General features: G+C 37.8%; 20 protein-coding genes and 5 tRNA genes. 24 read left to right on the top strand and 1 reads right to left on the bottom strand.

All coding sequences use genetic code 11. The annotated features are described in order from the left end of the window. Positions 1–368: 368 nt before the first annotated feature. From SOLCA_RS01940 to SOLCA_RS01950, 3 genes are all read left to right on the top strand, one after another. Positions 369–3125: a TonB-dependent receptor gene (locus tag SOLCA_RS01940; protein ID WP_042479157.1), complete on the top strand. Its 2757-nt coding sequence runs from the start codon at positions 369–371 to the stop codon at positions 3123–3125. Between the two features lie 82 nt (positions 3126–3207). Beyond that, a complete protein-coding gene (locus tag SOLCA_RS01945; RefSeq protein WP_014678769.1) occupies positions 3208–4593 on the top strand; it encodes a hypothetical protein in 1386 nt (461 codons plus the stop codon). Positions 4594–4676: 83 nt separating this feature from the next. Next, on the top strand, positions 4677–6014 hold the full coding sequence (locus tag SOLCA_RS01950; RefSeq protein WP_014678770.1) for a hypothetical protein: 1338 nt from the start codon (positions 4677–4679) through the stop codon (positions 6012–6014). Positions 6015–6113: 99 nt separating this feature from the next. Here the strand turns inward: SOLCA_RS01950 and SOLCA_RS01955 are convergent, their stop codons facing one another. After that, positions 6114–7868, bottom strand: coding sequence for a lysophospholipid acyltransferase family protein (locus SOLCA_RS01955; RefSeq protein WP_014678771.1), 1755 nt, complete (start codon positions 7866–7868; stop codon positions 6114–6116). A gap of 186 nt (positions 7869–8054) precedes the next feature. Between SOLCA_RS01955 and SOLCA_RS01960 the strand changes: the two genes are divergently transcribed. From SOLCA_RS01960 to rpoC, 21 genes are all read left to right on the top strand, one after another. Further along, on the top strand, positions 8055–8954 hold the full coding sequence (locus SOLCA_RS01960) for a helix-hairpin-helix domain-containing protein (RefSeq protein ID WP_014678772.1): 900 nt from the start codon (positions 8055–8057) through the stop codon (positions 8952–8954). A gap of 83 nt (positions 8955–9037) precedes the next feature. Then, entirely contained in the window at positions 9038–9571 is a 534-nt protein-coding gene (locus tag SOLCA_RS01965) for an adenine phosphoribosyltransferase (RefSeq protein ID WP_014678773.1), read from the top strand. A gap of 14 nt (positions 9572–9585) precedes the next feature. Continuing rightward, the gene (locus tag SOLCA_RS01970; RefSeq protein WP_014678774.1) at positions 9586–10755 is read left to right on the top strand and encodes an acyl-CoA dehydrogenase family protein; all 1170 of its coding nucleotides are present in this window, start codon (positions 9586–9588) and stop codon (positions 10753–10755) included. A gap of 88 nt (positions 10756–10843) precedes the next feature. Next, positions 10844–11557 carry a lysoplasmalogenase gene (locus SOLCA_RS22070; protein WP_014678775.1) on the top strand — a complete coding sequence of 238 codons (714 nt, stop codon included), beginning with the start codon at positions 10844–10846 and terminating at the stop codon, positions 11555–11557. Positions 11558–11635: 78 nt separating this feature from the next. Beyond that, complete coding sequence (rpsU, locus tag SOLCA_RS01980) at positions 11636–11827, top strand: 30S ribosomal protein S21 (RefSeq protein ID WP_042479160.1); 192 nt, start codon at positions 11636–11638, stop codon at positions 11825–11827. Positions 11828–11955: 128 nt separating this feature from the next. Continuing rightward, positions 11956–12837: a tyrosine-type recombinase/integrase gene (locus tag SOLCA_RS01985; protein ID WP_014678777.1), complete on the top strand. Its 882-nt coding sequence runs from the start codon at positions 11956–11958 to the stop codon at positions 12835–12837. A 19-nt stretch (positions 12838–12856) separates the two neighbouring features. Then, the gene (hpf, locus tag SOLCA_RS01990) at positions 12857–13198 is read left to right on the top strand and encodes a ribosome hibernation-promoting factor, HPF/YfiA family (protein ID WP_014678778.1); all 342 of its coding nucleotides are present in this window, start codon (positions 12857–12859) and stop codon (positions 13196–13198) included. A 433-nt stretch (positions 13199–13631) separates the two neighbouring features. Then, positions 13632–13707 (top strand) — tRNA-Thr (locus tag SOLCA_RS01995). Between the two features lie 26 nt (positions 13708–13733). Continuing rightward, positions 13734–13814, top strand: a tRNA-Tyr gene (locus tag SOLCA_RS02000). A 73-nt stretch (positions 13815–13887) separates the two neighbouring features. Beyond that, positions 13888–13960 (top strand) — tRNA-Gly (locus SOLCA_RS02005). An 85-nt stretch (positions 13961–14045) separates the two neighbouring features. After that, positions 14046–14120: transfer RNA gene (locus SOLCA_RS02010), tRNA-Thr, on the top strand. 55 nt (positions 14121–14175) lie between these two features. Then, complete coding sequence (gene tuf, locus SOLCA_RS02015) at positions 14176–15363, top strand: elongation factor Tu (protein WP_014678779.1); 1188 nt, start codon at positions 14176–14178, stop codon at positions 15361–15363. Between the two features lie 58 nt (positions 15364–15421). Beyond that, positions 15422–15492: transfer RNA gene (locus SOLCA_RS02020), tRNA-Trp, on the top strand. 103 nt (positions 15493–15595) lie between these two features. Next, complete coding sequence (secE, locus tag SOLCA_RS02025; protein ID WP_014678780.1) at positions 15596–15793, top strand: preprotein translocase subunit SecE; 198 nt, start codon at positions 15596–15598, stop codon at positions 15791–15793. A 14-nt stretch (positions 15794–15807) separates the two neighbouring features. Then, entirely contained in the window at positions 15808–16350 is a 543-nt protein-coding gene (gene nusG, locus SOLCA_RS02030) for a transcription termination/antitermination protein NusG (RefSeq protein ID WP_014678781.1), read from the top strand. Positions 16351–16482: 132 nt separating this feature from the next. Then, positions 16483–16920 (top strand): 50S ribosomal protein L11, encoded by a 438-nt coding sequence (rplK, locus tag SOLCA_RS02035; RefSeq protein WP_014678782.1) that lies wholly within the window; start codon positions 16483–16485, stop codon positions 16918–16920. A gap of 29 nt (positions 16921–16949) precedes the next feature. Continuing rightward, positions 16950–17648 (top strand): 50S ribosomal protein L1, encoded by a 699-nt coding sequence (gene rplA / locus SOLCA_RS02040; RefSeq protein ID WP_014678783.1) that lies wholly within the window; start codon positions 16950–16952, stop codon positions 17646–17648. 3 nt (positions 17649–17651) lie between these two features. Then, positions 17652–18179, top strand: a complete 528-nt coding sequence (gene rplJ, locus SOLCA_RS02045) for a 50S ribosomal protein L10 (protein ID WP_014678784.1) — start codon at positions 17652–17654, stop codon at positions 18177–18179. A 62-nt stretch (positions 18180–18241) separates the two neighbouring features. Then, on the top strand, positions 18242–18622 hold the full coding sequence (gene rplL / locus SOLCA_RS02050) for a 50S ribosomal protein L7/L12 (RefSeq protein ID WP_014678785.1): 381 nt from the start codon (positions 18242–18244) through the stop codon (positions 18620–18622). A gap of 168 nt (positions 18623–18790) precedes the next feature. After that, complete coding sequence (rpoB, locus tag SOLCA_RS02055; protein ID WP_014678786.1) at positions 18791–22597, top strand: DNA-directed RNA polymerase subunit beta; 3807 nt, start codon at positions 18791–18793, stop codon at positions 22595–22597. Positions 22598–22686: 89 nt separating this feature from the next. After that, the gene (gene rpoC / locus SOLCA_RS02060) at positions 22687–26961 is read left to right on the top strand and encodes a DNA-directed RNA polymerase subunit beta' (protein WP_014678787.1); all 4275 of its coding nucleotides are present in this window, start codon (positions 22687–22689) and stop codon (positions 26959–26961) included. Positions 26962–26971: the final 10 nt, after the last annotated feature.

Below are 26971 nucleotides of genomic sequence, written 5' to 3' on the forward strand. Positions count from 1 at the left end.
ATTTAAACTTAGCATGATATTATAAACCCGCCGTTAAGCGGGTTTTTTTAGTTTAAGAAAATCGGATAAAGACTACATCAAAGTGCTGAATTTTACATTAAGGTTAACTTAAAATGTAGTGTTAAAGCCAGCCGTGCATTTTTAGTTAATATGATGACGAATATTGTTATTTAGGTTAATTTATTGATATCCAGTTAATTGTCTGTATTCTTATAAGTTTGTTAACATAAATATAATCAATACGTTATCTAAGATTAATTGATAATTAACATCGGCTTAACCTAGTCGCTCTACTTTTGCCTGAAACAAAATATAAGGTAAAAGTGAAAAATAATTGTATTTCAAAGTTCCTCTCGTTAACGATTCTGATGCTAATCATTTCGATAACAACTGCGATGGCCCAAAATGGTAAAATCATAGGAAAGGTAACAGATAAAGGTTTTAATGAGCCGATTGTCGGTTTACCGGTAATTGTGAAAGGATCTCAAAAAGTATCTCCTACATCAATTGACGGTCGTTATGAGTTATCACTCCCGGCTGGAACTTACACTTTAGAGTTTAAATATATCAGTTATAAAACAAAAGTTGTTTCAGAAGTAGCAGTAAAAGCAGGGAAAGTTACCGAACTAAATGTAGTAATGGATGATGCAGCAACTGAGCTAGGTGAGGTAGTAGTAGCTTCAAGTTATAAAAAAGAATCGGTTAATGCACTTTATTCTTTGCAGAAAAGTAACATACGTGTATCTGATGGCATTTCTGCAGAGGTTATTAAAAGATCCCCTGATAAAAATACAAGTGAAGTTCTTAAACGTATAAGTGGTACAAGTATTCAAGATAATAAGTTCGTCGTCGTAAGAGGTCTAAGTGATAGATATAATGTTTCTTTGATGAATAACGCAGCGTTACCAAGCACTGAAACTGATAAGCGAGCTTTTTCCTTTGATATTATTCCATCTAACCTAATTGATAATATCGTTATTAATAAAACAGCTTCTCCTGACCTTCCTGGTGATTTTTCAGGTGGTGCTGTACAAATAACAACTCGAGACTTTCCTGTGGAGCCTGTTTTCTCGTTTACTTTAGGAACTGGTATCAATACTCAAAGCACTTTTAAAGATTATCAATCTGCTAATACTGGAACATTGGATTTTCTTGGTTTCTTAGATAATTCAAGAAATCTACCATCATCTTATACCGCGGTACGTAATAACTATCCGGCAATGCCGATTAGTGATGCACAGCAAGTTTCAATGGCATTCCCCAATACCTATGGTGTTGCGAAAACCGGAACAACACTTCCAAATGCTAATATGCAGTTGACCATTGGCAACAATAAGAATTATCAATCTGGTTCAAGATTAGGTTATTTAGCTTCATTGAGTTATAGAACTCAACGTGATATTTTATTACGAGAACGTTCAGATTATAACTTGGATAAAATTCAGGTTGTTAGAAACAATGATGAATTATATAACTATTCTAATAATCTGGGTGGACTTTTAAACTTTGCTTATTCAAAAGGTAATAACAAATTTGCGCTGAAGAACTTCTATAATAATACTTTTAAAAATAGTTACGCTGATCGTAATGGTTTGATCACAGATGAATCAGGTGGTAACAATCTTAATAACATCGGTTCATTTAACGACGTGTACCAAAGTTCATTGTTCAACTCAGTTTTAGAGGGGCAGCATTTATTATCAAAATCAAATATCAATATTGATTGGAATGCTTCATTTGCCAACACAAGTAAAGATCAACCAGATCAAAAAATTGTGGAAGCCATTAAATCTGATGGATCAACTGACCCTTATTACGTTACCCTATCTAACTATAATAGCCCTGCCATTCAAAATGCAGGTAGAGTATACAGTAAATTAAATGAGAATGTTTACAGTGGAAATTTAAATGCTGCTATTCCATTTAAACTGTTCAATGAAAACCATAAGATCAAAATTGGTGGAACATCTGTATATCGTTCAAGAGATTTTAAAATTGATGCATTGGGTTATGCTTCGGCTGGATTCAATCCGGTTAAAATAGATCTAGCTAATGGTGTAAATTTTAATAATATTTTCTCACAGCAGTCAATGCAGTCAAATAACCTGATGTTAAGTGTTATTTCATCAAATTCATATGATTATGATGGTACCGTTAACACCAATTCGGGCTATGTGATGTTTGACAACAAATTAGCTAAAAATCTTCGTTTAATTTGGGGTGCTAGGGTGGAAGCATTTAAAATGGATCTTACTCCAGCAAAAAATAAAGCTGCTAAACAGGAATATAACCAAACAGACATCCTTCCTTCGGCTAACTTGATTTACAGTGTTACTGAAAAATCAAATATCAGAACATCCTTCTCAAAGAATGTAAATCGTCCTGAGTTTAGAGAAATTGCTCAATTTCAATATTTTGACTTCGAAACAGACTTTAACATTGTTGGTAATCCAAATTTAAAAATTGCCAAAATCACTAATGCGGATGTACGTTATGAGTTTTATCCGGCAGCTGGTGAAATTATATCAGTAAGTGCATTCTATAAGAAATTTGAAAACCCAATCGAACAAACCAATAATGGTAGTCGTGTATTCACTTTTGTGAACGCAGAAAGTGCAAATGACTATGGACTTGAAATTGAATTAAGAAAGAAACTTTCATTTTTTGGAGGTGCTAACTTCTGGAATAACATGAATTTCTATGTAAATGCATCTTATATAAAATCTGATGTAAAATTAGGAACAGATGTTCGTCAGCGTCCATTACAAGGTCAATCACCTTATTTGATCAATTCAGGTTTGCAGTATAATGATGGAAAGTTTGGGGCTAACATTATGTACAATCGAACTGGACAACGCATGCTGTACGTAGGTACAAGTGGTGGTGCGGATATTTATGAGGCTCCACGCGATATTATCGATTTACAAATAAGTCATAAAATGTTTAAAGATAATGCGGAGTTACGTTTAACTGCCGGAGATATTCTTGCACAACAGATCCGTTATTACTACAACTTTGGTGGTTCAACCAATTATCAAGCAGAAAGTGATCGCGTTATAAACTCAATTCAACCAGGACGTACTTTCTCGTTGAGTTTCTCTTATAACCTTCCTTATAAGAAATAAGTTAATTTGATAATATCTAGTTCTCAATTACTTAACATTTGAATTAAATATTTGCAACATAAATTTTAAGCGAAATCAAGAAATGAAAAAATTATTAGGTCTTTCAATTTTAGTAGCCACAACCGCTTTAGTTAGTTGTAGCAAAAGTGATGATCCAACTCCAACTCCTCCAGTAAATACGGATACCAACATTCGTGGCGTTATCAGTAAAAACATTACCCTTACTAAGGATAAAACTTGGACATTACGCGGTCCTATTTACGTAACTGCAGGTGCAACTGTTACAATTGAAGCAGGTACTAAGATCGTAAGTAAAAAAGACTCAGCAGGTATTCTTGTAATTACTCCTGGCTGTAAAATCAATGCAGCTGGTACATCTTCAGCTCCTATTGTATTCACTTCTGGTGAAACAAATCCTGCCCCTGGTGATTTCGGTGGTATCGTGATTTCAGGTAAAGCAACTGTTAATGGTAACCACAAAACTGTTGAAGGTGGTTTAGATCCTAAGTACTCAGCAATATGGGGAGCTACAGAAGCTACCAAATCACAAGCTAACGACGCAGATAACTCAGGTGTTATGCAATACGTTCGTATTGAGTATGCTGGTAAAGCTGTTTCTCCAGACGTTGAGTTAAACGGTTTAAGTTTATATGGTGTAGGTAGCGGTACAACTTTTGACCATATTCAGGTTACAAGAGGTGTTGATGATGCTTTTGAATTCTTTGGTGGCACGTTCAATGCAAAATATCTTATCGCTTACGGTAACGGTGATGATGATTTCGATTTTGATGATGGTTTCCGTGGTAATTTACAGTATATCATCTCGATTAAAGATCCTAATGTAACTGATAACAAAGGAACTTCAGGTGACTATTCTAATAACATTGAGAGTGATAATACTGATGGTAAAACTGGTCCTTACACAACTACTCCGGTTACAAAAGTTAATATTTCAAATGCAACTTTAGTTGGTCCTGGAAACACTCCAAACTCGCCAGTATGGAATAACTACGGTTACGGAAATCGTTGGAGAAGAGGTTCAACCTTCAATGTTGCTAACTCAATTATTATTGGTGTTAAATTAAACGGTGTTTCTATTGAATCTAATGAAGCTGCTCAGTCATTCAATGATGGTGGTAGTACCTTTAAGAATAATATCCTTCAAACTTTAGCAGCTGCTCCTTATCGTGTTGGATCTGATGTAACTACTGTTGCTGGATTTAATCCGGCTAAAGTACAGGAACTTGCTTTGACAACTGTTTATGCAGCTTCAGCTGATGATGTTAAATTAACCGATCCATTCAACTTTGCTAAACCAAACGTTGCTCCTAAAGCTGATTCTCAAGCTTTAACAATGGGAACTAAGTTTGAAGGCGTTTTTGCAGCAGGATTTGATAAACCTAACTACGTAGGTGCTGTTTCAGCTGCAGCAGACTGGACTACCGGTTGGACAGCTTGGGGTAAATAATTTTTCACTTATTACCTTTATTATATTTTAAGGCTTTCTCGTAATGAGAAAGCCTTATTTGCTTAAATTTGTTTAATACATTAATGAAAGTCTTTTACTTTTTTGGTTTTCTGTTTTTACTTTCGGTTGTATCAGGATGTAAAAAAGATGAAAATGTTAATTCTGCGACTTGGGAATTAACCGGTGAAATAACGCAAAATACAACCCTGAAAAAAGGCGTCTATAACATGATAGGTTTTGTTTACGTTAAAAACGGAGCAACACTTACAATTGAACCCGGAACTATTATAAAAGGGGATAAAAACTCCAGAGCTACCCTTATTATAACTAGAGGGTCTAAAATAATTGCGGATGGTGCACCTACAAATCCAATTATTTTTACCTCATCTCAACCAATCGGACAAAGGGCCCCAGGAGATTGGGGTGGGATAGTGCTGCTAGGAAGAGCCCGTATTAATAATCCAGGAGGAGAGAGCATTATTGAAGGAGATCTGAATGATGTTTTCGGTGATGGAAGATATGGAGGAACTAATGATCATGATAATTCCGGAACGCTACGATATGTTAGAATTGAATATCCTGGGATTCCTTACCAGATTGACAACGAAATAAACGGTTTAACATGTGGCGGTGTCGGTAATGGAACTACTTTAGAGCACATTCAGGTTTCCTTTTCTGGTGACGATAGTTTTGAGTTTTTTGGCGGAACTGTTAATGCTAAATATTTAGTTTCGGTTCACGCTACTGATGATAATTTCGACTTTGATAACGGTTTTTCAGGTAAATTACAGTTTATCGTAGCCCAGCAAGATCCTGCTTATGCAGATAATGCAGGTACAGGAGCTTCAAATGGTATTGAATCAGATAACGATGCAAACGGTACTACAAATACTCCAATCACTCGTCCTGTAATTTCAAACATGACTTTAATAGGTGCTAATTCAACTGCAAATGCTCATCATGCGGCTGGTAACCACTGGAGAAGAAGCTCTAAATTAGTAGTTCGTAACTCAATCATTACAGGTTTTGCTATGGCAGGTGTACTTATTGAAAGCGCAAATGCGGCTTCTTCTTTAGCAGACGGTACATCAGAGTTTAAAAACAATCTGGTATTTGGTATTGCAAAACCTTACGGTACTAAAAGCACTACACCAACTTATGCTGATGACGCTGCATTAGCTTCTGCTGCTGTATTATTTGGTAATGTTACTTTAGTAGCAGCAACCGATGCGGGCATCAATGATCCATTTAATCAAACTGCTCCTAACTTTTTATTAAAAGCAGAATCACAAGCTAAAACCGGATCTGTATTCACCGGATTAGATAGTTTCTTTACGCAAGTGGCTTATAAAGGTGCATTTGATACAACAAATTGGACAGCAGGATGGGCTAATTTTAACCCTCAAAATACAGCCTACTAAGCTAATCTGTTATTATAGTAGCACAAGCAAAAGGGCTTTCTCCACAGAGAAAGCCCTTTTGCTATATATTCTCAAATTTTCTTATTCTCAAATTCCCACCTATACTCCCTGCGAAAGTTTCTCCATTTTATCCTCTGGAATATCCTTAAGATTTAAAACAAGGAAACCATCCAATGCATTTTCAAATTTCGGATCTATATTAAAGCAAATGATCTTTGCATTTAACTGAATGTACTGACGTAACAGAACAGGAATCTTGATATTGCTAATTTCAATTTGAGAGATTAATGTATCAAGCGATTTTAATGATTTATATTGCTCAATCAGTACATCGGTGTCAACATTATTATGCTTAACCTTGAATTTAGTTTTTGGTGAAACCAATTTCGCCAATTGCTCATCATAAAAATTCTTAGTAATGAAATCAATGATCAACGATTGAGAAAGGTTAGAAAAGTTGTTACTAATACTAACTGGTCCGATCAGGTATTGATATTCAGGATGCTTTAACACATAGGCACGAATTCCCTTCCAAAGTAAAAATAAAGGCAAAGGTTTTTGCTGATACTCTTTAACAATAAAGGAACGACCCAACTCAAGCGAGTGTTTCAGGATACCATTCATCTGATCCTTGATATTGAAAAGCGTATTAATGTAAAAGCCTTTCTTACCGTAAGCGTAGAAAATATCATTGCCTCGGCCAATACGATAAGCACCAACTAATTTTTTTGCATCCTTATCCCATATAAATAAATGGCGGTAATAAAGATCAAACTCATCCAGGTCTATTTTCTTATTAGTACCTTCTCCAACTTCCCTGAAGGTAATTTCTCTTAATCGGCCAATTTCCCTAATAATATTAGGAATTCGTTGCGTTTTAGCAATGTAAACCTCGTAGTTCTTTTCGGTATAAACTAATGCCTCGTCTCTTATTTGGGCAACATCTTTTTCAATCAGATCCTGTGGAGTCGCTTCAACAACATCTTCCGGTCTTTTTAATACACTAAACAGATCTTTCACAAAGAAGCGGTTTACATCTGTGTCAAAAGCTGAATTTAATGCATAGGTACGTGCTCTCAAATAGCGTAAAGAACGTTCAGGTGTTGATAAACCATTATATTCAGCAGGCATGATAGGTTTGCCGACACGTAACTTAATAGTGTTCCCTTTTTTATTGAATAATTCAGAAGGAAGTTTTACAGTCCGTAAAGATGGGTGGATAAGTCCTAATAAGTGGAACAAAACACCATTATTACCGTGGAAATAAATAGGTACAACCGGAACTTGCGCTTTCTGGATCATCTTTCCTACAATCGACGACCATTTTTTGTCTGTAACTGTTTGCGCTTCCGCATCATAAGTGGATACTTCTCCAGCCGGGAAAATTCCAACAGGAATGCCATTTTGTAACTGTTCCATGGTGGCCTTCATACCGCCTAAACTCGAAACACTTTTAACATTCTCAAATGGATTAACACCTATAAAGTAATCTGCAATATTTGGGATTTTCTTCAATAGAAAGTTAGCCATAACTTTGGCTTCAGGTCTTACAGAGGTAAGCAATTTAACCAAAATTAATCCTTCAACTCCTCCATATGGATGATTGGCTATTGCAATAAATCCACCTTCTTTTGGTATATTCTTAAGATCGTCTTCATCAAATTCAACAGTAATTCCTATATCCTCTAATACTCCGTCAATAAAATCAACGCCTTGTTTATCTGAGTTCTCAGCAAATACTCTGTTTACTTTGTTGATCTTGGTCAACTCCATCAGTAGTTCGGCAAGGCCAGGCATTTTCAGCTTATCAAGTTTAGTGGCCTTTGCAAACTCATTTTTCGTGATCAACTTCATTTGTTCTTGGTATGTGTTTAATCTGCAAAAATAAGATTTAGGTCGATATATATGCGACCTGTTAAATATACTTATTTAATGCAGATGCTATTATTTCTTTAAAATTAATTCTTGGTTTATTGTGTATTTCCTTACAATTATGATATTTGAACCTTAGCAGCTATTTAAAAATTTTATTAATCTATCATGAAAAGTTTTCTCAAAACTTGGTTCTCTTTCTCACGTAAAGAGTTAAACGGTTTATTTGTGTTAATGTTAATTTGTTTCATTACAATAATTTCAACATTCTGTTTTCCTTCTTTTTTCACGGAGCCTCCAACCGATTTTTCATCATTTAAAAAAGAAATCCGGGAGTTCGAAGCAAATAATCATCCCACAGCAATAAAACCGCATTCTTTTGTTAGCTCCGCCAATAAGGAAAGCACACGCAATATAAAACTTACTTCTTTTGATCCTAATACTTTATTATACAAAGATTGGTTACAATTAGGTTTCTCCGAAAGGCAGGCTACTGTTGTAATGCATTATCTTGAAAAAGGCGGACGTTTTAGGAAGAAGGAGGATATTAAAAAGATTTATTCTTTTAGCCAGGCTCAATATGAACAATTAGCACCATATATAGTAATTGGTAGCAGCGACAAAGTAGTATCCTCAATATCAGAAACACTTTTTCCTGCGAAATCTGAAAAAATAATTGAACTCAACGCTGCTGATTCTTTGCAGCTTATTTCTCTTAAGGGCATAGGACCTGTTTTGGCCCGGAGGATAATAAAATACAGAGACCGTTTAGGCGGTTTTTATGCAAAAGAGCAATTAAAAGATGTGTACGGGCTAGACAGTTTAGTATATTTAACTATTGAAAGATCAATTTCAGTAGATCTTACTAAGATTAAGCTAACCAATATAAATACGGCGTCGTTTAATGAATTGAGGCATTATCCTTACCTGACCAATAAACAGATCAATGCATTGTTAAATTTTAGAAAGCAGCACGGCTTATTTTCCTTAGTAAATGATATCATAAAGTATGATATTATAGACAACAACACGTTCAACAAAATATTGCCGTATCTGAGTATCGATTAATTTACCAGCAAAGTTTTATTCATCAGCAGGTTAATGCGTAACTTTCGAGTTCCAACAAAGTTTTTTTATAATAATATTAGATCATGAACATTGAACAGCAGATTAAAGCAGTAGTAAGAGACGTTAACGATTTTCCAAAACCAGGAATTGTATTTAAAGACATAACACCCATTTTAAGAGACCCTAAACTTTGTGATGCTATTGCTGAGGCATATGTTCAACGATTAAACGGAATAAAAATTGATGAGGTTGCTGCAATAGAAAGTCGTGGCTTTTTATTTGGTATGATGATAGCTCATAAACTATTAGTTCCATTTGTCCCTATTCGTAAAAAAGGAAAATTGCCATGCAAAACTGTACAGCAATCTTACAATTTAGAATATGGTGAAGCTATAATTGAAGTGCACGAGGATGGAATAGAAGCTGGTAAAAATGTACTAATTCATGATGATTTGTTAGCAACCGGTGGTACAGTCGAAGCAGCAGCTAAACTAGTAGAGAAATTGGGTGCTAATGTAGCAGCAATATCTTTCTTAGTGGAGTTGGATTTTTTGAAGGGGCGTGATAAGCTATTACATCACTCAGAACACATAATTTCATTAGCAAATTATCAATAACCTTTATAAACCTTATGATGACCAATTTAATTTATGATGAAGCTATGTCAACACCATCTGAAAACCTGCGGATGGTGCATGAAATGGCACGTGACTTTGCCGAAAAGTATATCCGTCCTCACGTGATGGATTGGGACGAAAGCCAGGAATTTCCTATTCACATTTTTAAACAATTAGGTGAATTAGGGATGATGGGCGTTTTAGTTCCTGAACAATATGGAGGGGCAGGCTTTGGCTATTTTGAGTATGTTGCCATTATTGAAGAAATTGCAAAAGTATGTGGATCAATAGGTTTATCACTTGCTGCACATAACTCTTTGTGCACAGGCCATATATTGCAATTCGGAAATGATGAACAAAAACAACGCTGGTTGCCGAAACTTGCTACTGCTGAATGGATTGGTGCTTGGGGCTTAACCGAAGCAAATACCGGTTCTGATGCATTGAGAATGAATACAACAGCAGTAAGAGATGGTGATTATTACATTATCAATGGTAGTAAAAATTGGATTACACATGGTAAATCAAGTTCTGTTGCTGTGATTATGGCAAGAACAGGCGAGCGTGGAGATTCGAACGGAGTTTCAGCTTTTGTTATCGAGAAAACGACTCCTGGTTTTACTCATGGTAAAAAAGAGAATAAACTTGGTATGCGTGCTTCTGAAACTACTGAATTGATTCTTGATAATGTCCGTGTTCACAAGGATAATATGTTAGGACAGGAGGGAGACGGATTTAAGCAAGCAATGAAAGTTTTGGATGGTGGACGTATTTCAATTGCAGCACTATCACTCGGAATTGCAAAAGGTGCGTTTGAAGCAGCTAAAGCTTATTCAAAGCAACGGCAGCAATTTGGGAAACCAATATGTGACTTCCAGGGTATTTCTTTCAAACTTTCTGATATGGCTACTGAAATTGAAGCTGCTGAATTGCTGATTCATCAGGCAGCATATAAAAAGAATGTAGGTGAAAAGATGACAAAGGAGTCTGCAATGGCTAAATATTTTGCCTCAGAAGTTGCTGTTAGAGCCGCTAACGAAGCGGTACAGATTTTTGGAGGGTATGGTTATACAAAGGATTTTCCTGCTGAAAAGTATTATCGTGATGCTAAATTATGCACCATAGGAGAGGGTACATCGGAAATCCAGAAAATTGTTATTGCCAGAGAAATCCTTAAAGACTAATAATAAATAAAAAGTATAGCGATTTAGAAGCCAGACCTTGCAAGTCTGGCTTTTTGCATTATTTTAGATTTATCAACCAAAAACAAATATGAAGAGAATAATTACACTATTGTTTGCTATTTCTGTTGCATTAACTGTATATGCGAATCTGAATCATTTAGCAGAAATCAGATTGATTGCAAAGCCACTTATCATGGTTTTTGTAGCTTGGCTATATACATTAAATACAGTCGACTTAATTGAGAAAACGAATAAAACGGTCCTTTTAGCTTTCTTATTTTCCTGGATTGGAGATATAGCCTTGTTGTTTGCAGATGATTCATCTAAAGCTCCTGGTTTCTATTTTTTCATTACGGGTCTGGTTAGCTTTCTGACTGCCCATTTACTGTATATTACTGTATTCAGAAAAATTGCAGCAACCTCGCCGGCAAGTGATATTCCTATCACAAAAAGAATATTAATGCTTGTACCTGTTGGGTTTATTGCTGCAGTGCTGATCTTCTTTATAATACCACATTTAGGCCCTATGTTGATTCCGGTTAGTGTGTATGCAATTGTGATCTCATTAATGACAATATCCGCCATTGCATTATATAATAAGGTCTTTATGGCTAATTTTAATCTAATATATGCGGGTGCCGTATTTTTCATGATCTCTGACATGACGTTGGCTTTTAACCAGTTTGTATCTCCAAAACCTATACTTGGCGTAATTGTGATGATTACTTATGGAGCTGCACAGTACTCAATCATGCGAGGCTTAAGTAAGGTAAGTTTAATGACCGCCAGACAATTAGTTTAATAGATTAAAAATAGTTTGATAATCAGTTATTTTCTGTTTACCTTTGTCGTCCCACTGAAAGGAGGTATTATCAAGGGTATGATTATCATTAACGTAAAAGAAAACGAAGCAATTGATAAGGCGCTTAAGCGTTTTAAGAAGAAGTTTGAAAAAACAGGTGTATTGCGCGAACTAAGAAGCCGCCAAGCCTTTGAAAAGCGTTCTGTAGCTCGTAGAACCGAGGTTAAGAAAGCGATTTACAAGCAATCTCTTCAGCAAGAGAATCAATAATTCTTTTTGCTATTATATATTAATGGTCGTATATTTCACTAAAATATACGACCATTTTTATTTTAAGTTTTTCAGAAAAAGTTACAGCAATATCAATTACGCTTTATCTTTCTATTTAATATCCTTGAATGCATACAGAAAGTTTCTTCCGATATCTTGAATTTGAAAAACGTTATTCAACTCATACCTTGATATCTTATAAAAATGATATCGAACAATTTTTGTCATTTCTAACGCAATTTGAAATTACGGCGTGTGCTCAGATTACACACGCGATAATAAGATCGTGGATGGTGGAATTGCTGGATAATGATCAAAGTGCCTCAACCGTAAATAGAAAACTCTCAACATTACGTACCTATTTTAAGTTCCTGCATCGCGAAGGATTCATTAATAACAATCCTGTAATCAAAGTTCAGGCACCTAAGAAGGAAAAAAGGCTTCCTGTTGTTATTGAAGAAAGTGCAATTGAAAATTTACTGGATAAAGTTGAATTTGGTGAAGGTTTCAGTGGTAGGCGAGATAAGCTTATTGTAGAAATGTTTTATCAAACAGGTATGCGATTAGCTGAACTGATCAATTTGAAAAATGAAGATGTGAATTTTTACTCTCACACTATAAAGGTGTTAGGAAAACGCAACAAAGAACGGATAATACCAATTACAAAAACATTTGGAAGTTTAATTTTAGATTACGTAATTGTTAAAAATTCCAACGGACCGGATAACAAAAGCGACTTCCTTTTCGTTACCAATAAAGGAGAGCAATTGTATCCTAAATTTGTTTATAACCTAATTAATAATTGTCTTTCACAGGTAGCAACTATTGAAAAAAAGAGTCCCCATGTATTAAGACATACGTTTGCGACTCATCTATTAAACAAGGGGGCTGAACTAAATGCAATAAAAGAACTTTTAGGACATGCTAGTTTAGCGGCCACCCAGGTATATACACACAATACCACAGAACGATTGAAATCTATTTATAAACAAGCCCATCCAAGGGCCTAATTTTAAAAAAGGAGGAACTATGAAAATTCGTGTGCAATCCATTCGTTTCACAGCCGACATCAAATTAATTGACTTTATTCAACGCAAGTTAGATAAACTTGATTCGTTTTTTGATCACGTGATAGACGGAGATGTTTTTCTGAGGCTCGACAAAGCTGAGGATGATGCGAACAAGATTGTAGAAATTAAAATTAATATTCCCGGAAAAGACCTCTTTGTAAAAGAACAGCGTCAGTCGTTTGAAGAAGCCACCGATGTTGCCGTAGAATCATTAGCCAAACAACTAAAAAAGCATAAAGAAAAATTAAGGACACATTTGGGAAAAGCAGACTCACCTGTAGTAGCTGAACCTGAATTTTAAAATAAATCAACAATAAAACTTAAAAAACCACCGGTCAAAAGCTGGTGGTTTTTAATTTTTTTAAATTTGATTGAATGAAAGTGGGTGAGAGGAATCAAGTAAAAGTAGTTTGCTGCATACTCTTGTAAATTGGTAGAATAAATTTTTCTTCCTGACTATCAAAGTCAAAGGAGATATTGGTAAAAAAAAGTTATAAATATTCTTGCTATTACGAGTAAAATACTACTTTTGCAGCCGCTTCGGCAATGTTCTTTGAAGGTACAAAAATCAGGATTTATGATAGCGTTAGTGCTGTTTTTTAGTTCTGAACTCAAACAAAAAAATATTTTAAAATAAATTTTGAGCGAGAATAATTTTTTGTACATTTGCAATCCCTTAACAAAAGCAAATGTTAAGAGATAACAAAGAAAGTAGTTCTTTAAAATATAAAAACGCCTCCTTAGCTCAGCTGGTAGAGCAACTGACTTGTAATCAGTAGGTCATTGGTTCGATTCCGATAGGAGGCTCCAGAGATGGTAATTCATTACTGTCGGATGGGGGGGTTCCAGAGCGGTCAAATGGGACGGACTGTAAATCCGTTACTTCGGTTTCGAAGGTTCGAATCCTTCCCCCCCCACACTAACAATAAAGAAAAGAATGGTTGATTTTGCTTGTCAGAGTCAACCATTTAAATTCTAAAAATATTACAAGCGGGAGTAGCTCAGTTGGTAGAGCGACAGCCTTCCAAGCTGTAGGTCGCGGGTTCGAGCCTCGTCTCCCGCTCTCTTGTAATCAGAAAAGTTAACAGTTAGACATTTTTCCTTAAAGAAAGATAATCCTAGCGGTTAACCTTTGATTGTTAGACGAGGCCTTTGTAGCTCAGGGGTAGAGTACATCCTTGGTAAGGATGAGGTCATGGGTTCAAATCCCATCAAAGGCTCCAAATTAGTTCTGCTAATTTTTAATCAATTATAAAACTACATTAAGTAAAAAATAAAATGGCAAAAGAAAAATTTGACCGTTCCAAGGAACACTTGAACATTGGAACAATTGGTCACGTTGACCACGGTAAAACTACCTTGACTGCCGCTATCACTAAAGTATTAGCAGATGCAGGTTTGTCAGAAGCTCGTTCATTCGATTCTATCGACTCTGCTCCTGAAGAAAAAGAGCGTGGTATTACCATTAACACTGCACACGTTGAGTACTCTACTGCTACTCGTCACTATGCACACGTTGACTGTCCAGGTCACGCTGACTATGTGAAAAACATGGTTACTGGTGCTGCTCAGATGGACGGTGCTATCTTGGTAGTAGCTGCTACTGATGGTCCTATGCCACAAACTCGTGAGCACATCCTTCTTGCTCGTCAGGTAGGAGTTCCTAAAATTGTTGTGTTCATGAACAAAGTAGACATGGTTGACGATCCAGAATTGTTAGACCTAGTTGAAATGGAAATTCGTGAATTATTATCATTCTATGAATTCGACGGTGATAACACTCCAATTATCCGTGGTTCTGCTCTTGGTGGTTTGAACGGCGATGCTAAATGGGTTGCTACTATCATGGAATTAATGAATGCTGTTGATACTTTCATCCCAGTTCCACCACGTTTGAAAGATCTTCCTTTCTTGATGCCTGTTGAAGACGTATTCTCGATCACTGGTCGTGGTACAGTAGCAACTGGTCGTATCGAGCGCGGTGTGATCAACTCAGGTGACCCAGTTCAAATCATTGGTATGGGTGCAGAAGATTTGAAATCAACTGTTACTGGTGTTGAGATGTTCCGTAAAATCTTAGATTACGGTGAGGCTGGTGATAACGTAGGTTTATTGTTACGTGGTATTGAGAAAACTGATATCCGTCGTGGTATGGTTATCGTGAAACCAGGTTCAGTAACTCCTCACGCTGACTTCAAAGCTGAGATCTATGTATTGAGCAAAGCTGAAGGTGGTCGTCACACTCCATTCTTCAACAAATACCGTCCTCAGTTCTATTTCCGTACTACTGACGTAACTGGTGAGATTTCACTTGAGCCAGGAGTAGAAATGGTAATGCCAGGTGATAACGTTACAATCAACGTTAAATTAATCAGCGCAATCGCTATGGAAAAAGGTCTTCGTTTCGCTATCCGCGAAGGTGGTCGTACCGTAGGTGCTGGTCAGGTAACTGAAATCGTTAAATAATTTTAACAAAATATAAAACAATGGCGTTTGGTTCGCTGAATGCCATTGTTTTTTCCACACGGGTGTAGTTCAAGGGTAGAATGTCGGTCTCCAAAACCGCTGATGGGAGTTCGAATCTCTCCACCCGTGCAAGATGTTAGGTTAATAGTTTTTATATTGGTTTCTTGATTTTATTTAAAGGAAACCCGTAAAATACTATTAACCATTCATTGTATCTAATAACGTAGTTTTAATGAGCAAGGTAGTAGAATACATCAAAGAATCTAAAAACGAGTTGTTGAATCATGTTACATGGCCTACAGCTTCAGAATTGTTTAACAGTGCAATGGTGGTTATAGTTGCTTCAGGCATCATGGCAGGAATTGTATTTGCAATGGATGAGGTATTTGGTCACGTATTGATCGAATCGTTTTACAATTTGTTCTCTTAATTCGGAGGTAAGGGATGAGTGATCAGTTAAAATGGTATGTAGTAAGAGCCGTTAGTGGTAAGGAGAAAAAGGTTAAGCAATACATAGAGGCTGAGATCAACCGCTTAGGCTTTAACCATCTCGTTCCTCAGGTGCTTATTCCAATGGAAAAAGTATACCAGATGCGTAACGGTAAAAAAATTGCCAAAGAACGCAACTTTTTCCCTGGCTATGTTCTTATTGAAGCACAGCTTGATGGTGAGTTAGAACATATTATCAAAAATATAAATAGCGTTATCGGTTTTCTTGGCGACAAGGATGGTACTGCTATTCCTCTGCGCCAGTCTGAAGTTAATCGTATCTTAGGTACTGTTGACGAAATTTCTGCACAGGGTGAAACAACCGGAGTTCCTTATTATGTGGGTGAAAACGTTAAGGTAATGGACGGTCCTTTCAATGGCTTCACAGGAGTTATTGAAGAGGTGAATGAAGAAAAGAAAAAGCTCAAGGTTATGGTTAAAATATTTGGCCGGAGAACTCCTTTAGAGCTTAATTACATGCAAGTAGAAAAAGAATAACTAAATATTTGATAATGTGGCGCAAAAGATTTACTTTTGCGCCTCATTAATTTTATATTAATGAGTTTTTCAATACAAATGTTACTTATTGCTTCCACAATTGTTTAACATTTCTTAATTAACAAACGAGACATGGCAAAAGAAGTTAGTGCGCTTGTTAAATTACAAATTAAAGGTGGTGCTGCTAACCCTTCTCCTCCAGTAGGACCTGCATTAGGTGCTAAAGGTGTGAATATCATGGAGTTCTGTAAGCAGTTTAATGCTAGAACCCAAGATAAACCGGGTAAAGTACTTCCTGTTGTAATTACAGTTTACGCCGACAAGTCGTTTGATTTTATCATCAAAACACCTCCTGTAGCTATTCAGTTACTGGAAGTGACTAAACTTAAAAGCGGTTCGGCTGAGTCAAACCGTAAAAAAGTTGCTTCTGTATCTTGGGAACAAGTACGTACAATTGCAGAGGATAAAATGCCTGACTTAAACGCGTTTACTATTGAATCAGCAATGTCAATGGTTGCTGGTACAGCACGCAGTATGGGTATCACCGTTTCTGGTGAACGTCCATTTTAATGAATTATTAAATTATTAAGGGTAAAACAGTGGCAAGATTAACAAAAAATCGCAAAAAAGTATTATCCCTGTTGGAGAAAGATAAAGCTTACTCTCTACAGGAAGCCTCTGCCTTAGTAAAAGAGATCACCACTACCAAGTTCGATGCTTCGGTTGATTTAGATATTCGTTTGGGTGTTGACCCACGTAAAGCTAATCAAATGGTAAGAGGTATCGCTGTGTTACCACACGGTACCGGTAAAACTGTTCGCGTTTTAGTACTTTGTACTCCAGACAAAGAGCAGGAAGCTAAAGAAGCCGGTGCTGATTATGTAGGCTTGGATGATTATATTACTAAGATTGAGCAAGGTTGGACTGATGTTGATATCATCATCACCACTCCTGCTTGTATGGCTAAAGTAGGTAAGTTAGGCCGAGTTTTGGGTCCACGTAACTTGATGCCAAATCCTAAATCAGGAACTGTAACTAACGAGGTTGGTAAAGCAGTAACTGACGTTAAGGGTGGTAAAATTGACTTCAAAGTTGATAAAACCGGTATCATTCATACCTCAATAGGTAAAGTATCATTTGCTCCTGAGAAAATTTACGAGAATGCGTTAGAAGTAATTCAAACAATCTCTCGTTTAAAACCTTCAGCTGCCAAAGGTACCTACTTTAAGAGTATCCATATGTCGAGTACCATGAGTTCCGGCATTCATGTTGAAACTAAATCTGTAGCGGGAATCTAAGACATGAACAGAGAAGAAAAAAATGTAATCGTTCTCGATCTTAAAGAGAAGATGGAGACGTACGGTACTTTTTATATTACCGATACTTCAAATCTAACTGTTGCTAAGATTAACGCGATCAGAAGAAAATGTTTTGAAAGAGACATTAAATTCCAGGTAGCTAAAAATTCTCTTATTCGTAAGGCAATGGAAGCTACAGGTGTTGATTACAGCCCGTTATTCGCTGCTTTGAAAGGTACTTCAGGTGTAATGTTTTCTAATACAGGAAATGTACCTGCTAAACTAATCAAAGAATTACGTAGCGAAAAAGGTGCTGAAAAGCCTATCTTAAAAGGTGCTTCAATTGAGCAAGCATTCTTTGTTGGCGACAATCAGTTAGATACGCTTACGGCGATTAAATCTCGTCAAGAGCTTATCGGTGATATCGTTGGCTTGTTACAATCTCCTGCTAAAAACGTTATTTCTGCGTTGAAATCAGAAGGTGGAAAACTTGCAGGTATCATCAAAACATTATCAGAAAAAGGTGCGTAAGCTACCATAAGAATGCTTACATTTAATTAATTTAGTATTTAAACTATCAAATTTTTATAAAAATGGCAGATTTGAAAGCGTTTGCTGAACAATTGGTAAACTTAACAGTTAAAGAAGTTAACGAGCTTGCTCAGATTTTAAAAGACGAGTACGGTATTGAGCCTGCTGCTGCAGCACCTGTAATGGTTGCTGGTGGTGCTGCTGGTGCTGGTGCTGCTGTTGAAGAAGAAAAAACTTCTTTTGATGTAATTCTTGCTGACGCAGGTGGTCAAAAATTAGCAGTTGTTAAATTAGTTAAAGACTTAACTGGTTTAGGCTTGAAAGAAGCTAAAGACTTAGTAGACGGCGCTCCAAAACCTTTAAAAGAAGGTGTTGCTAAAGACGAAGCAGAAGCTTTGAAAAAGCAATTAGAAGAAGCTGGTGCTAAAGTTGAAATTAAGTAATTACTTATTTCACATATAACAGGAGGAGACTCTTCCCAAAAGGGAGAGTCTATTCCTGTTTTTATCTGTTTATCTTAATTTATGCGAATCTGCTGATAATGAGTTAGTTATCGGCAATTTACAGATGTTTGAAACCTTTAATAGTTTTCACTCTCAAACTTTATTCCCTTGGCAAACAACACTAATAATTCGCAAAGAGTAAGTTTCGCTACAAGTAAACATGTATTAGATTATCCGGATTTTCTGGATGTTCAGTTGGAATCATTCCAGCAGTTCTTTCAGTTAGATACTACCGCTGATGATCGTCATACTGAAGGCTTGTTTAAAGTATTTAGCGAGAACTTCCCAATTTCCGATTCTCGAGGCATCTTCGTACTTGAGTTTTTGGATTATTTCATTGATCCGCCTCGTTATGATATCCAAGAGTGTATTGAACGCGGTTTGACTTACAGCGTGCCATTAAAAGCTAAGCTTAGGTTGTATTGTACCGATCCGGAACACGAAGATTTCGAAACAATTGTACAGGATGTGTACTTAGGTACAATTCCTTACATGACACCTAAAGGTACTTTTGTGATCAATGGGGCTGAGCGTGTTATTGTGTCTCAGCTACACCGTTCACCGGGCGTATTCTTCGGTCAAAGCCGTCACACTAATGGTACTAAGCTTTACTCGGCTCGTGTAATTCCTTTTAAAGGTTCATGGATTGAGTTTGCTACTGACGTTAACAACGTGATGTATGCTTACATTGATCGTAAGAAAAAGTTCCCTGTAACTACGTTGCTGCGTGCCATCGGGTATGATTCTGATAAAGATATCCTTGAGTTGTTCGACCTAGCTGATGAGGTTAAGGTTAGCAAATCTGGATTGAAAAAATATGTTGGCCGTCGTTTGGCTGCCAGAGTTTTACGCAAATGGGTTGAAGATTTCGTTGATGAGGATACCGGTGAAGTGGTATCTATTGATCGTAACGAAGTGATCATGGAGCGTGAAACCATTCTTGAAGAAGATCATATCGATTTGATCATCGACGCTGGCGTTAAGTCAATTATTTTGACTAAAGATGACGTTACTACTGCTGATCATGCCATTATATATAACACGCTTCAAAAAGATACTTCAAACTCTGAAAAAGAAGCTGTTGAGCACATTTACCGTGCTTTACGTAATGCAGAACCACCTGATGAGGAAACAGCTCGCGGTATTATTGAGCGTCTGTTCTTCTCGGATAAACGTTACGATTTAGGTGATGTAGGTCGTTACCGTATTAACCGTAAACTAGGTTTAGATACCGATGAGGATACTAAAGTATTAACTAAGGTAGATATCATTGAGATTGTTAAGTATTTAATTCGTTTGATTAACGCGAAAGCGGATGTTGATGATATTGACCACTTGTCAAATCGTCGTGTTCGTACTGTAGGTGAACAATTATATGCTCAATTCGGTGTAGGTTTAGCTCGTATGGCTCGTACCATTCGTGAGCGTATGAACATTCGTGATAACGAGGTGTTCACACCAACCGATTTGATCAATGCACGTACATTATCTTCTGTGATTAACTCGTTCTTTGGAACTAACCAGTTATCACAGTTCATGGATCAAACCAACCCATTGGCGGAGATCACGCACAAACGTCGTCTTTCAGCTTTAGGTCCTGGTGGTCTTTCTCGTGAGCGTGCAGGTTTCGAGGTTCGTGACGTTCACTATACGCACTATGGCCGTTTGTGTACAATTGAAACGCCAGAGGGTCCGAACATCGGTCTTATTTCTTCTCTTTGTGTTCATGCTAAGATTAACAATTTAGGTTTCATTGAAACTCCTTATCGTAAAGTAATTGATGGTAAAGTTTCAGTGGATGAACCTGTAATCTACATGAGTGCTGAGGATGAAGATGGAAAAACAATTGCACAGGCAAATGCACAATACGATGATAAAGGTAACTTCTTAACGCCTAAAGTTAAATCACGTTACGAAGGTGACTTCCCGGTAATTGAACCCGAGAAAATCGACCTTATCGATATTGCACCAAACCAAATTACATCAATCGCTGCTTCATTGATTCCTTTCCTTGAACACGATGACGCCAACCGTGCGTTGATGGGTTCGAACATGCAGCGTCAGGCAGTACCATTGTTACGTCCTGAATCTCCAATTGTTGGTACCGGTTTGGAAGGTCGTGTTGCATCTGACTCACGTACATTAATGAATGCTGAAGGTGATGGTGAAGTTGTGTATGTTGATGCTAACAAAATCACTATCCGTTACGAGCGTACAGAAGATGACCGCTTAGTATCATTCGATGGTGATGAAAAATCATATTCATTAATCAAGTTCAAGAAAACCAACCAAAGTACTTGTATCAACTTGAAGCCCATCGTTAAGAAAGGTCAAAAAGTTAAAAAAGGACAAGTGCTTACCGAAGGTTATGCTACTCAAAATGGAGAATTAGCATTAGGACGTAACTTAAAAGTAGCGTTCATGCCTTGGCAAGGTTTCAACTTTGAGGATGCGATTGTAATCTCTGAGCGTATCGCACGTGAAGATATCTTTACCTCATTGCATATCGAAGAGTTCGAACTTGAAGTTCGTGATACAAAACGTGGTGAAGAGGAATTAACTCCGGATATTCCTAATGTATCGGAAGAAGCTACTAAAGACCTTGACGAAAACGGTATTATCCGTGTAGGTGCTGAGGTGAAAGAAGGCGATATCCTGATCGGTAAGATTACTCCAAAAGGTGAGTCAGATCCTTCACCAGAAGAAAAATTATTACGCGCAATCTTTGGTGATAAAGCCGGTGATGTAAAAGATGCTTCATTGAAAGCTTCTCCATCAATTAACGGTGTGGTTATCGATACCAAATTGTTCTCTCGTGCTAAGAAAACTTCTAAAAACGATGAGAAAGCGCAATTGGAAAAATTAGATGCTCGTCATAATAATAACAATAACAAGCTAAAAGATACTTTAGTAGAGAAGTTGTTTGAGCTAGTTAATGGTAAAACATCTCAAGGCGTTTATGATAACTATAAAGAGTTATTAATCGCTAAAGGAGTGAAGTTCACTCAGAAGATGTTAGCTGAATTAAACTACGAGAACATCAATCCTAATAAGTGGACAACTGATAAAGATAAAAATGATCAAATCAAGTTGTTACTTCATAACTATGGCATCAAAGTAAACGAAGAACTTGGAGATTACCGTCGTCAGAAATTCGCTATCAGCGTAGGTGACGAGCTTCCTTCAGGTATCGTTCAGATGGCTAAAGTATATGTTGCTAAAAAACGTAAGCTTAAAGTAGGGGATAAGATGGCAGGTCGTCACGGTAACAAAGGTATTGTTGCCCGTATTGTACGCGACGAAGATATGCCATTCTTAGAGGATGGAACTCCGGTTGATATCGTGTTGAACCCACTTGGTGTACCTTCACGTATGAACTTGGGTCAGATCTACGAAACTATCTTAGGTTGGGCAGGTAAAGAGCTTGGTATCAAGTTCGCTACTCCGATCTTCGATGGTGCGACCCATGCTGAAGTGGAAGATTGGATCAAGAAAGCTGGTGTTCCAGAGTCGGGTAGAACTTACCTGCACGATGGGTTAACCGGTGATCGTTTCCACCAGCCAACTACAGTAGGTATTATTTACATGCTGAAACTTGGTCACATGGTTGACGATAAGATGCACGCACGTTCTATCGGTCCATACTCACTTATTACTCAACAACCATTGGGTGGTAAGGCACAGTTTGGTGGTCAGCGTTTCGGTGAGATGGAGGTTTGGGCATTGGAAGCTTTCGGTGCTGCAAATATTCTTCAAGAGATCCTTACTGTTAAGTCTGATGATGTTATCGGTCGTGCTAAAACTTACGAAGCCATTGTTAAAGGTGAAAACCTTCCAACTCCGGGCGTGCCAGAATCGTTCAACGTATTGGTACATGAGTTACGCGGCTTAGGCTTAGACGTTACATTAGAATAATGATTGAAAGAATGAATGAGTGGATGGAAGAGCAATCTTTAACGTTCACTCATTCTGACATTCTTTAATTCTCTCATTTAAAATTGAATATGTCGTACAAAAAAGAAAATAAGATCAAAAGTAATTTTACCAAAATTACGATCAGCCTTGCATCGCCTGAGAATATCTTAGAGCGCTCAAGCGGCGAGGTATTGAAACCAGAAACGATCAACTACCGTACGTATAAGCCGGAACGTGATGGTTTGTTCTGCGAGCGTATTTTCGGTCCTGTGAAGGATTATGAGTGTGCCTGTGGTAAATACAAACGTATCCGTTATAAAGGCATTGTGTGCGACCGTTGTGGTGTTGAGGTTACAGAGAAAAAAGTACGTCGCGAGCGTATGGGTCACATCAACTTAGTTGTGCCTGTTGCTCACATCTGGTACTTCCGCTCATTGCCAAACAAAATCGGTTACTTGCTAGGCTTACCTACCAAGAAATTGGATTTGATCATTTATTACGAGCGTTATGTGGTTATTCAGCCGGGTGTTAAAGCTCAGGATGGTATCCAGTATCTCGATTTCTTAACAGAAGAGGAATATTTAGATATATTAGATACTCTTCCTAAAGAAAACCAATATTTAGACGACAAAGATCCTAATAAATTTGTTGCAAAAATGGGTGCTGAAGCTCTTCAGGACCTATTGGGCCGCTTACAATTAGATCAATTGTCATATGACTTGCGTCATCAGGCTGCTAATGAAACTTCGCAGCAACGTAAAAACGAAGCTTTGAAACGCCTTCAGGTAGTAGAAGCTTTCCGTGGTGCACAAGCTAATATCGAAAACCGTCCGGAATGGATGATCGTTAAGATCGTTCCTGTAATTCCACCTGAATTACGTCCTTTAGTTCCTTTGGATGGTGGTCGTTTTGCAACTTCAGACTTGAACGATTTATATCGTCGTGTGATCATCCGTAACAACCGTTTGAAACGTTTGATCGAGATCAAAGCTCCTGAAGTGATTTTACGTAACGAAAAACGTATGTTACAGGAAGCTGTTGACTCGTTATTCGATAACTCACGTAAAGTTAACGCTGTTAAAACTGAGGGTAATCGTGCTTTGAAATCACTTTCAGATATCCTGAAAGGTAAACAAGGTCGTTTCCGTCAAAACTTGTTAGGTAAACGTGTTGACTATTCTGCGCGTTCGGTAATTGTTGTAGGTCCTACCTTAAAATTACACGAGTGTGGTTTACCTAAAGATATGGCTGCCGAGCTGTTCAAACCATTTATCATTCGTAAGATGATTGAGCGTGGTGTTGTTAAAACGGTGAAATCAGCTAAAAAGATTGTTGATCGTAAAGACCCATTAGTTTGGGATATCTTGGAAAACGTACTGAAAGGTCACCCTGTAATGCTAAACCGTGCGCCAACGCTGCACCGTTTAGGTATTCAGGCTTTCCAACCTAAATTAGTTGAAGGTAAAGCGATTCAGTTACACCCATTAGTATGTACCGCATTCAACGCCGACTTTGACGGTGACCAGATGGCTGTTCACGTTCCACTTGGTAACGCAGCTGTTTTGGAAGCCCAAATCTTAATGTTGGCAGCACACAACATCCTTAACCCTGCAAACGGTACTCCAATCACCGTACCTTCGCAAGACATGGTATTGGGTCTGTATTATATTACCAAAGGACGTAAGTCCACTCCTGATCGCATTGTTCGTGGAGAAGGTTCAATTTTCTACAGCCCAGAGGAAGTTCGCATTGCGTTAAATGAAAACCGTATTGATTTACACGCGTGGATCAAGGTTAAAGTAAACACTGTTGATGAGAACGGTGAACCTGTAAATAAGTTAATTGAAACTACTGTAGGACGTGTTATCGTAAATGAGTTCTCTCCTGTAGAAACTGGTTTCATTAACGAATTGTTAACCAAAAAATCGCTTCGTGATATTATTGGTAACATCGTGAAAATTACAGGTATGGCTCGTGCCGCTAGATTCCTTGATGATATTAAGGAGTTAGGTTTCCAAATGGCGTTCAAAGGAGGTTTGTCATTCAACTTGAAAGACGTTACCATTCCAGAAGAAAAAGCTATTTTGTTAAATCAGGCGCAAGATGAAGTTGATGAAGTAATGAACAACTATAACATGGGTTTCATTACCAACAACGAGCGTTACAATCAGATCATCGATATTTGGACACGTATCAACTCTCGCCTAACTGATCACTTGATGAAGCAACTTGCTTCAGATAATCAAGGTTTCAACTCAGTATACATGATGTTGGATTCAGGAGCCCGTGGTTCTAAAGAGCAGATTCGTCAGCTTTGTGGAATGAGGGGTTTGATGGCTAAACCACAAAAATCAGGTTCAGGTGGTGAAATTATCGAGAACCCGATCCTTTCAAACTTTAAAGAAGGTCTGTCGGTACTAGAGTACTTTATCTCTACCCACGGTGCTCGTAAAGGTTTGGCGGATACGGCCTTGAAAACTGCCGATGCTGGTTATTTGACTCGTCGTTTGCATGACGTAGCACAAGATATGGTGGTTTCTGAGCCGGATTGTGGAACATTACGTGGTGTGCTTACTTCTGCATTGAAAGATAACGAAGAAATCGTTGAGCCATTATATGAGCGTATCTTAGGTCGTGTTGCTCTGAATGATGTAATTGATCCATTAACCAATGAGACACTTGCGCATGCAGGTGAAGAAATCACTGAAGAAGTTGGTCAACGCATTGAAGAGTCAGCTGTAGATGCTGTTGAAATTCGTTCGGTACTTACCTGCGAATCTAAACGCGGTACTTGTGCTAAGTGTTACGGTCGTAACCTTGCTACTGGTAAAATGGTTCAGATCGGTGAAGCTGTCGGCGTAATTGCAGCACAGTCAATCGGTGAGCCAGGTACCCAGCTTACACTTCGTACCTTCCACGTCGGTGGTACTGCATCGAACATTGCTGCTGAATCACAGATCAGTGCTAAGTTCCCTGGTAAATTGGAGTTCGAAAACATTCGTACCGTTACCTTGAAAAATGATGATGGTCAGATTGAAGTTGTGTTAGGTCGTTCAGGTGAGATTCGTTTGATCGAAGAACACACTGGTAAAGTGATCATGACCAATAACATTCCTTACGGAGCTCACTTATTTGTTGTTGATGGACAGAAAGTTGAAAAAGGTGCTACTATCTGTAGTTGGGACCCATATAACGCTGTCATCGTTTCAGAATATACCGGTAAAGTTGAGTTTGAAGCAATTACTGAAGGTGTAACCTTCCGTGAAGAGTCAGATGAACAAACTGGTCACAAGGAGAAGGTAATTATCGATAGCCGTGATAAAACGAAGAACCCTGTTATTCGTATTGTTGGCAAAGATGGTGAAAAAGGTTACAGTATCCCTGTAGGAGCTCACATTGCTGTTGATGAAAGTGAAAAAGTATCATCAGGACAGGTTCTTGTTAAGATCCCTCGTTCTGCTGGTAAAACCCGAGATATCACCGGTGGTCTTCCTCGTGTTACCGAATTATTCGAGGCACGTAACCCATCGAACCCAGCAATCGTTACTGAGATCGATGGTGTTGTTACCTTGGGCGGTGTGAAACGTGGTAATCGTGAGATCATCATTGAATCGAAAGACGGAGAGATCAAGAAATACCTGGTATCATTATCTAAACACATTCTTGTTCAGGATAATGACTTTATCAAAGCAGGTATGCCGTTATCAGACGGATCTATCAGTCCTACTGATATCTTGGCAATCAAAGGTCCAGGTGCAGTACAAGAATACTTAGTAAATGGTGTTCAAGAGGTATACCGTTTACAAGGTGTGAAAATCAATGATAAGCACTTTGAGGTTATCGTTCACCAAATGATGCAAAAAGTGTTGATCGAAGATCCGGGAGATACTCGTTTCTTAGAGCGTGAAGCCGTAGATAAGCTTGACTTTATGGATGAGAACGACAGCATGTTCGACAAGAAAGTTGTTGTTGATCCGGGAGAGTCAACCTCGTTGAAAAAAGGACAAATCGTTACAGTTCGTAAACTACGTGATGAGAATTCTATCTTAAAACGTCGTGATATGAAATTAGTTGAAGCGCGTGATGCGGTTCCTGCTACTTCAAGTCCGGTGTTACAAGGTATTACCCGTTCATCATTAGGTACTAAGAGCTGGATTTCGGCAGCTTCCTTCCAGGAAACTACTAAAGTTCTTAATGAGGCAGCAATCGCAGGTAAAACTGACTACATGTTAGGCTTGAAAGAAAACGTGATCGTTGGTCACTTGATCCCTTCAGGTACTGGTATGCGTGATTATGATCGCATGATTGTTGGTTCACGTGAAGAATACGAAAAACTATTAGCTTCTAAAGAAGACGAAGACTAGTCTTAATCTT

It is taken from the genome of Solitalea canadensis DSM 3403, assembly GCF_000242635.2.
GTDB lineage: Bacteria > Bacteroidota > Bacteroidia > Sphingobacteriales > Sphingobacteriaceae > Solitalea > Solitalea canadensis.

Bases quoted from the DNA above. Each gene is read 5' to 3' on its own strand.
- SOLCA_RS01985 (WP_014678777.1), top strand. From the start codon at position 11,956: ATGCATACAGAAAGTTTCTTCCGATATCTTGAATTTGAAAAACGTTAT.
- hpf (WP_014678778.1), top strand. From the start codon at position 12,857: ATGAAAATTCGTGTGCAATCCATTCGTTTCACAGCCGACATCAAATTA.
- rpoC (WP_014678787.1), top strand. From the start codon at position 22,687: ATGTCGTACAAAAAAGAAAATAAGATCAAAAGTAATTTTACCAAAATT.
- secE (WP_014678780.1), top strand. From the start codon at position 15,596: ATGAGCAAGGTAGTAGAATACATCAAAGAATCTAAAAACGAGTTGTTG.
- SOLCA_RS01970 (WP_014678774.1), top strand. From the start codon at position 9,586: ATGATGACCAATTTAATTTATGATGAAGCTATGTCAACACCATCTGAA.
- SOLCA_RS01945 (WP_014678769.1), top strand. From the start codon at position 3,208: ATGAAAAAATTATTAGGTCTTTCAATTTTAGTAGCCACAACCGCTTTA.
- SOLCA_RS01965 (WP_014678773.1), top strand. From the start codon at position 9,038: ATGAACATTGAACAGCAGATTAAAGCAGTAGTAAGAGACGTTAACGAT.
- rplL (WP_014678785.1), top strand. From the start codon at position 18,242: ATGGCAGATTTGAAAGCGTTTGCTGAACAATTGGTAAACTTAACAGTT.
- SOLCA_RS01960 (WP_014678772.1), top strand. From the start codon at position 8,055: ATGAAAAGTTTTCTCAAAACTTGGTTCTCTTTCTCACGTAAAGAGTTA.
- rpsU (WP_042479160.1), top strand. From the start codon at position 11,636: ATGATTATCATTAACGTAAAAGAAAACGAAGCAATTGATAAGGCGCTT.
- tuf (WP_014678779.1), top strand. From the start codon at position 14,176: ATGGCAAAAGAAAAATTTGACCGTTCCAAGGAACACTTGAACATTGGA.
- rplK (WP_014678782.1), top strand. From the start codon at position 16,483: ATGGCAAAAGAAGTTAGTGCGCTTGTTAAATTACAAATTAAAGGTGGT.
- SOLCA_RS22070 (WP_014678775.1), top strand. From the start codon at position 10,844: ATGAAGAGAATAATTACACTATTGTTTGCTATTTCTGTTGCATTAACT.
- SOLCA_RS01955 (WP_014678771.1), bottom strand. From the start codon at position 7,868: ATGAAGTTGATCACGAAAAATGAGTTTGCAAAGGCCACTAAACTTGAT.
- nusG (WP_014678781.1), top strand. From the start codon at position 15,808: ATGAGTGATCAGTTAAAATGGTATGTAGTAAGAGCCGTTAGTGGTAAG.
- SOLCA_RS01940 (WP_042479157.1), top strand. From the start codon at position 369: ATGCTAATCATTTCGATAACAACTGCGATGGCCCAAAATGGTAAAATC.
- SOLCA_RS01950 (WP_014678770.1), top strand. From the start codon at position 4,677: ATGAAAGTCTTTTACTTTTTTGGTTTTCTGTTTTTACTTTCGGTTGTA.
- rplJ (WP_014678784.1), top strand. From the start codon at position 17,652: ATGAACAGAGAAGAAAAAAATGTAATCGTTCTCGATCTTAAAGAGAAG.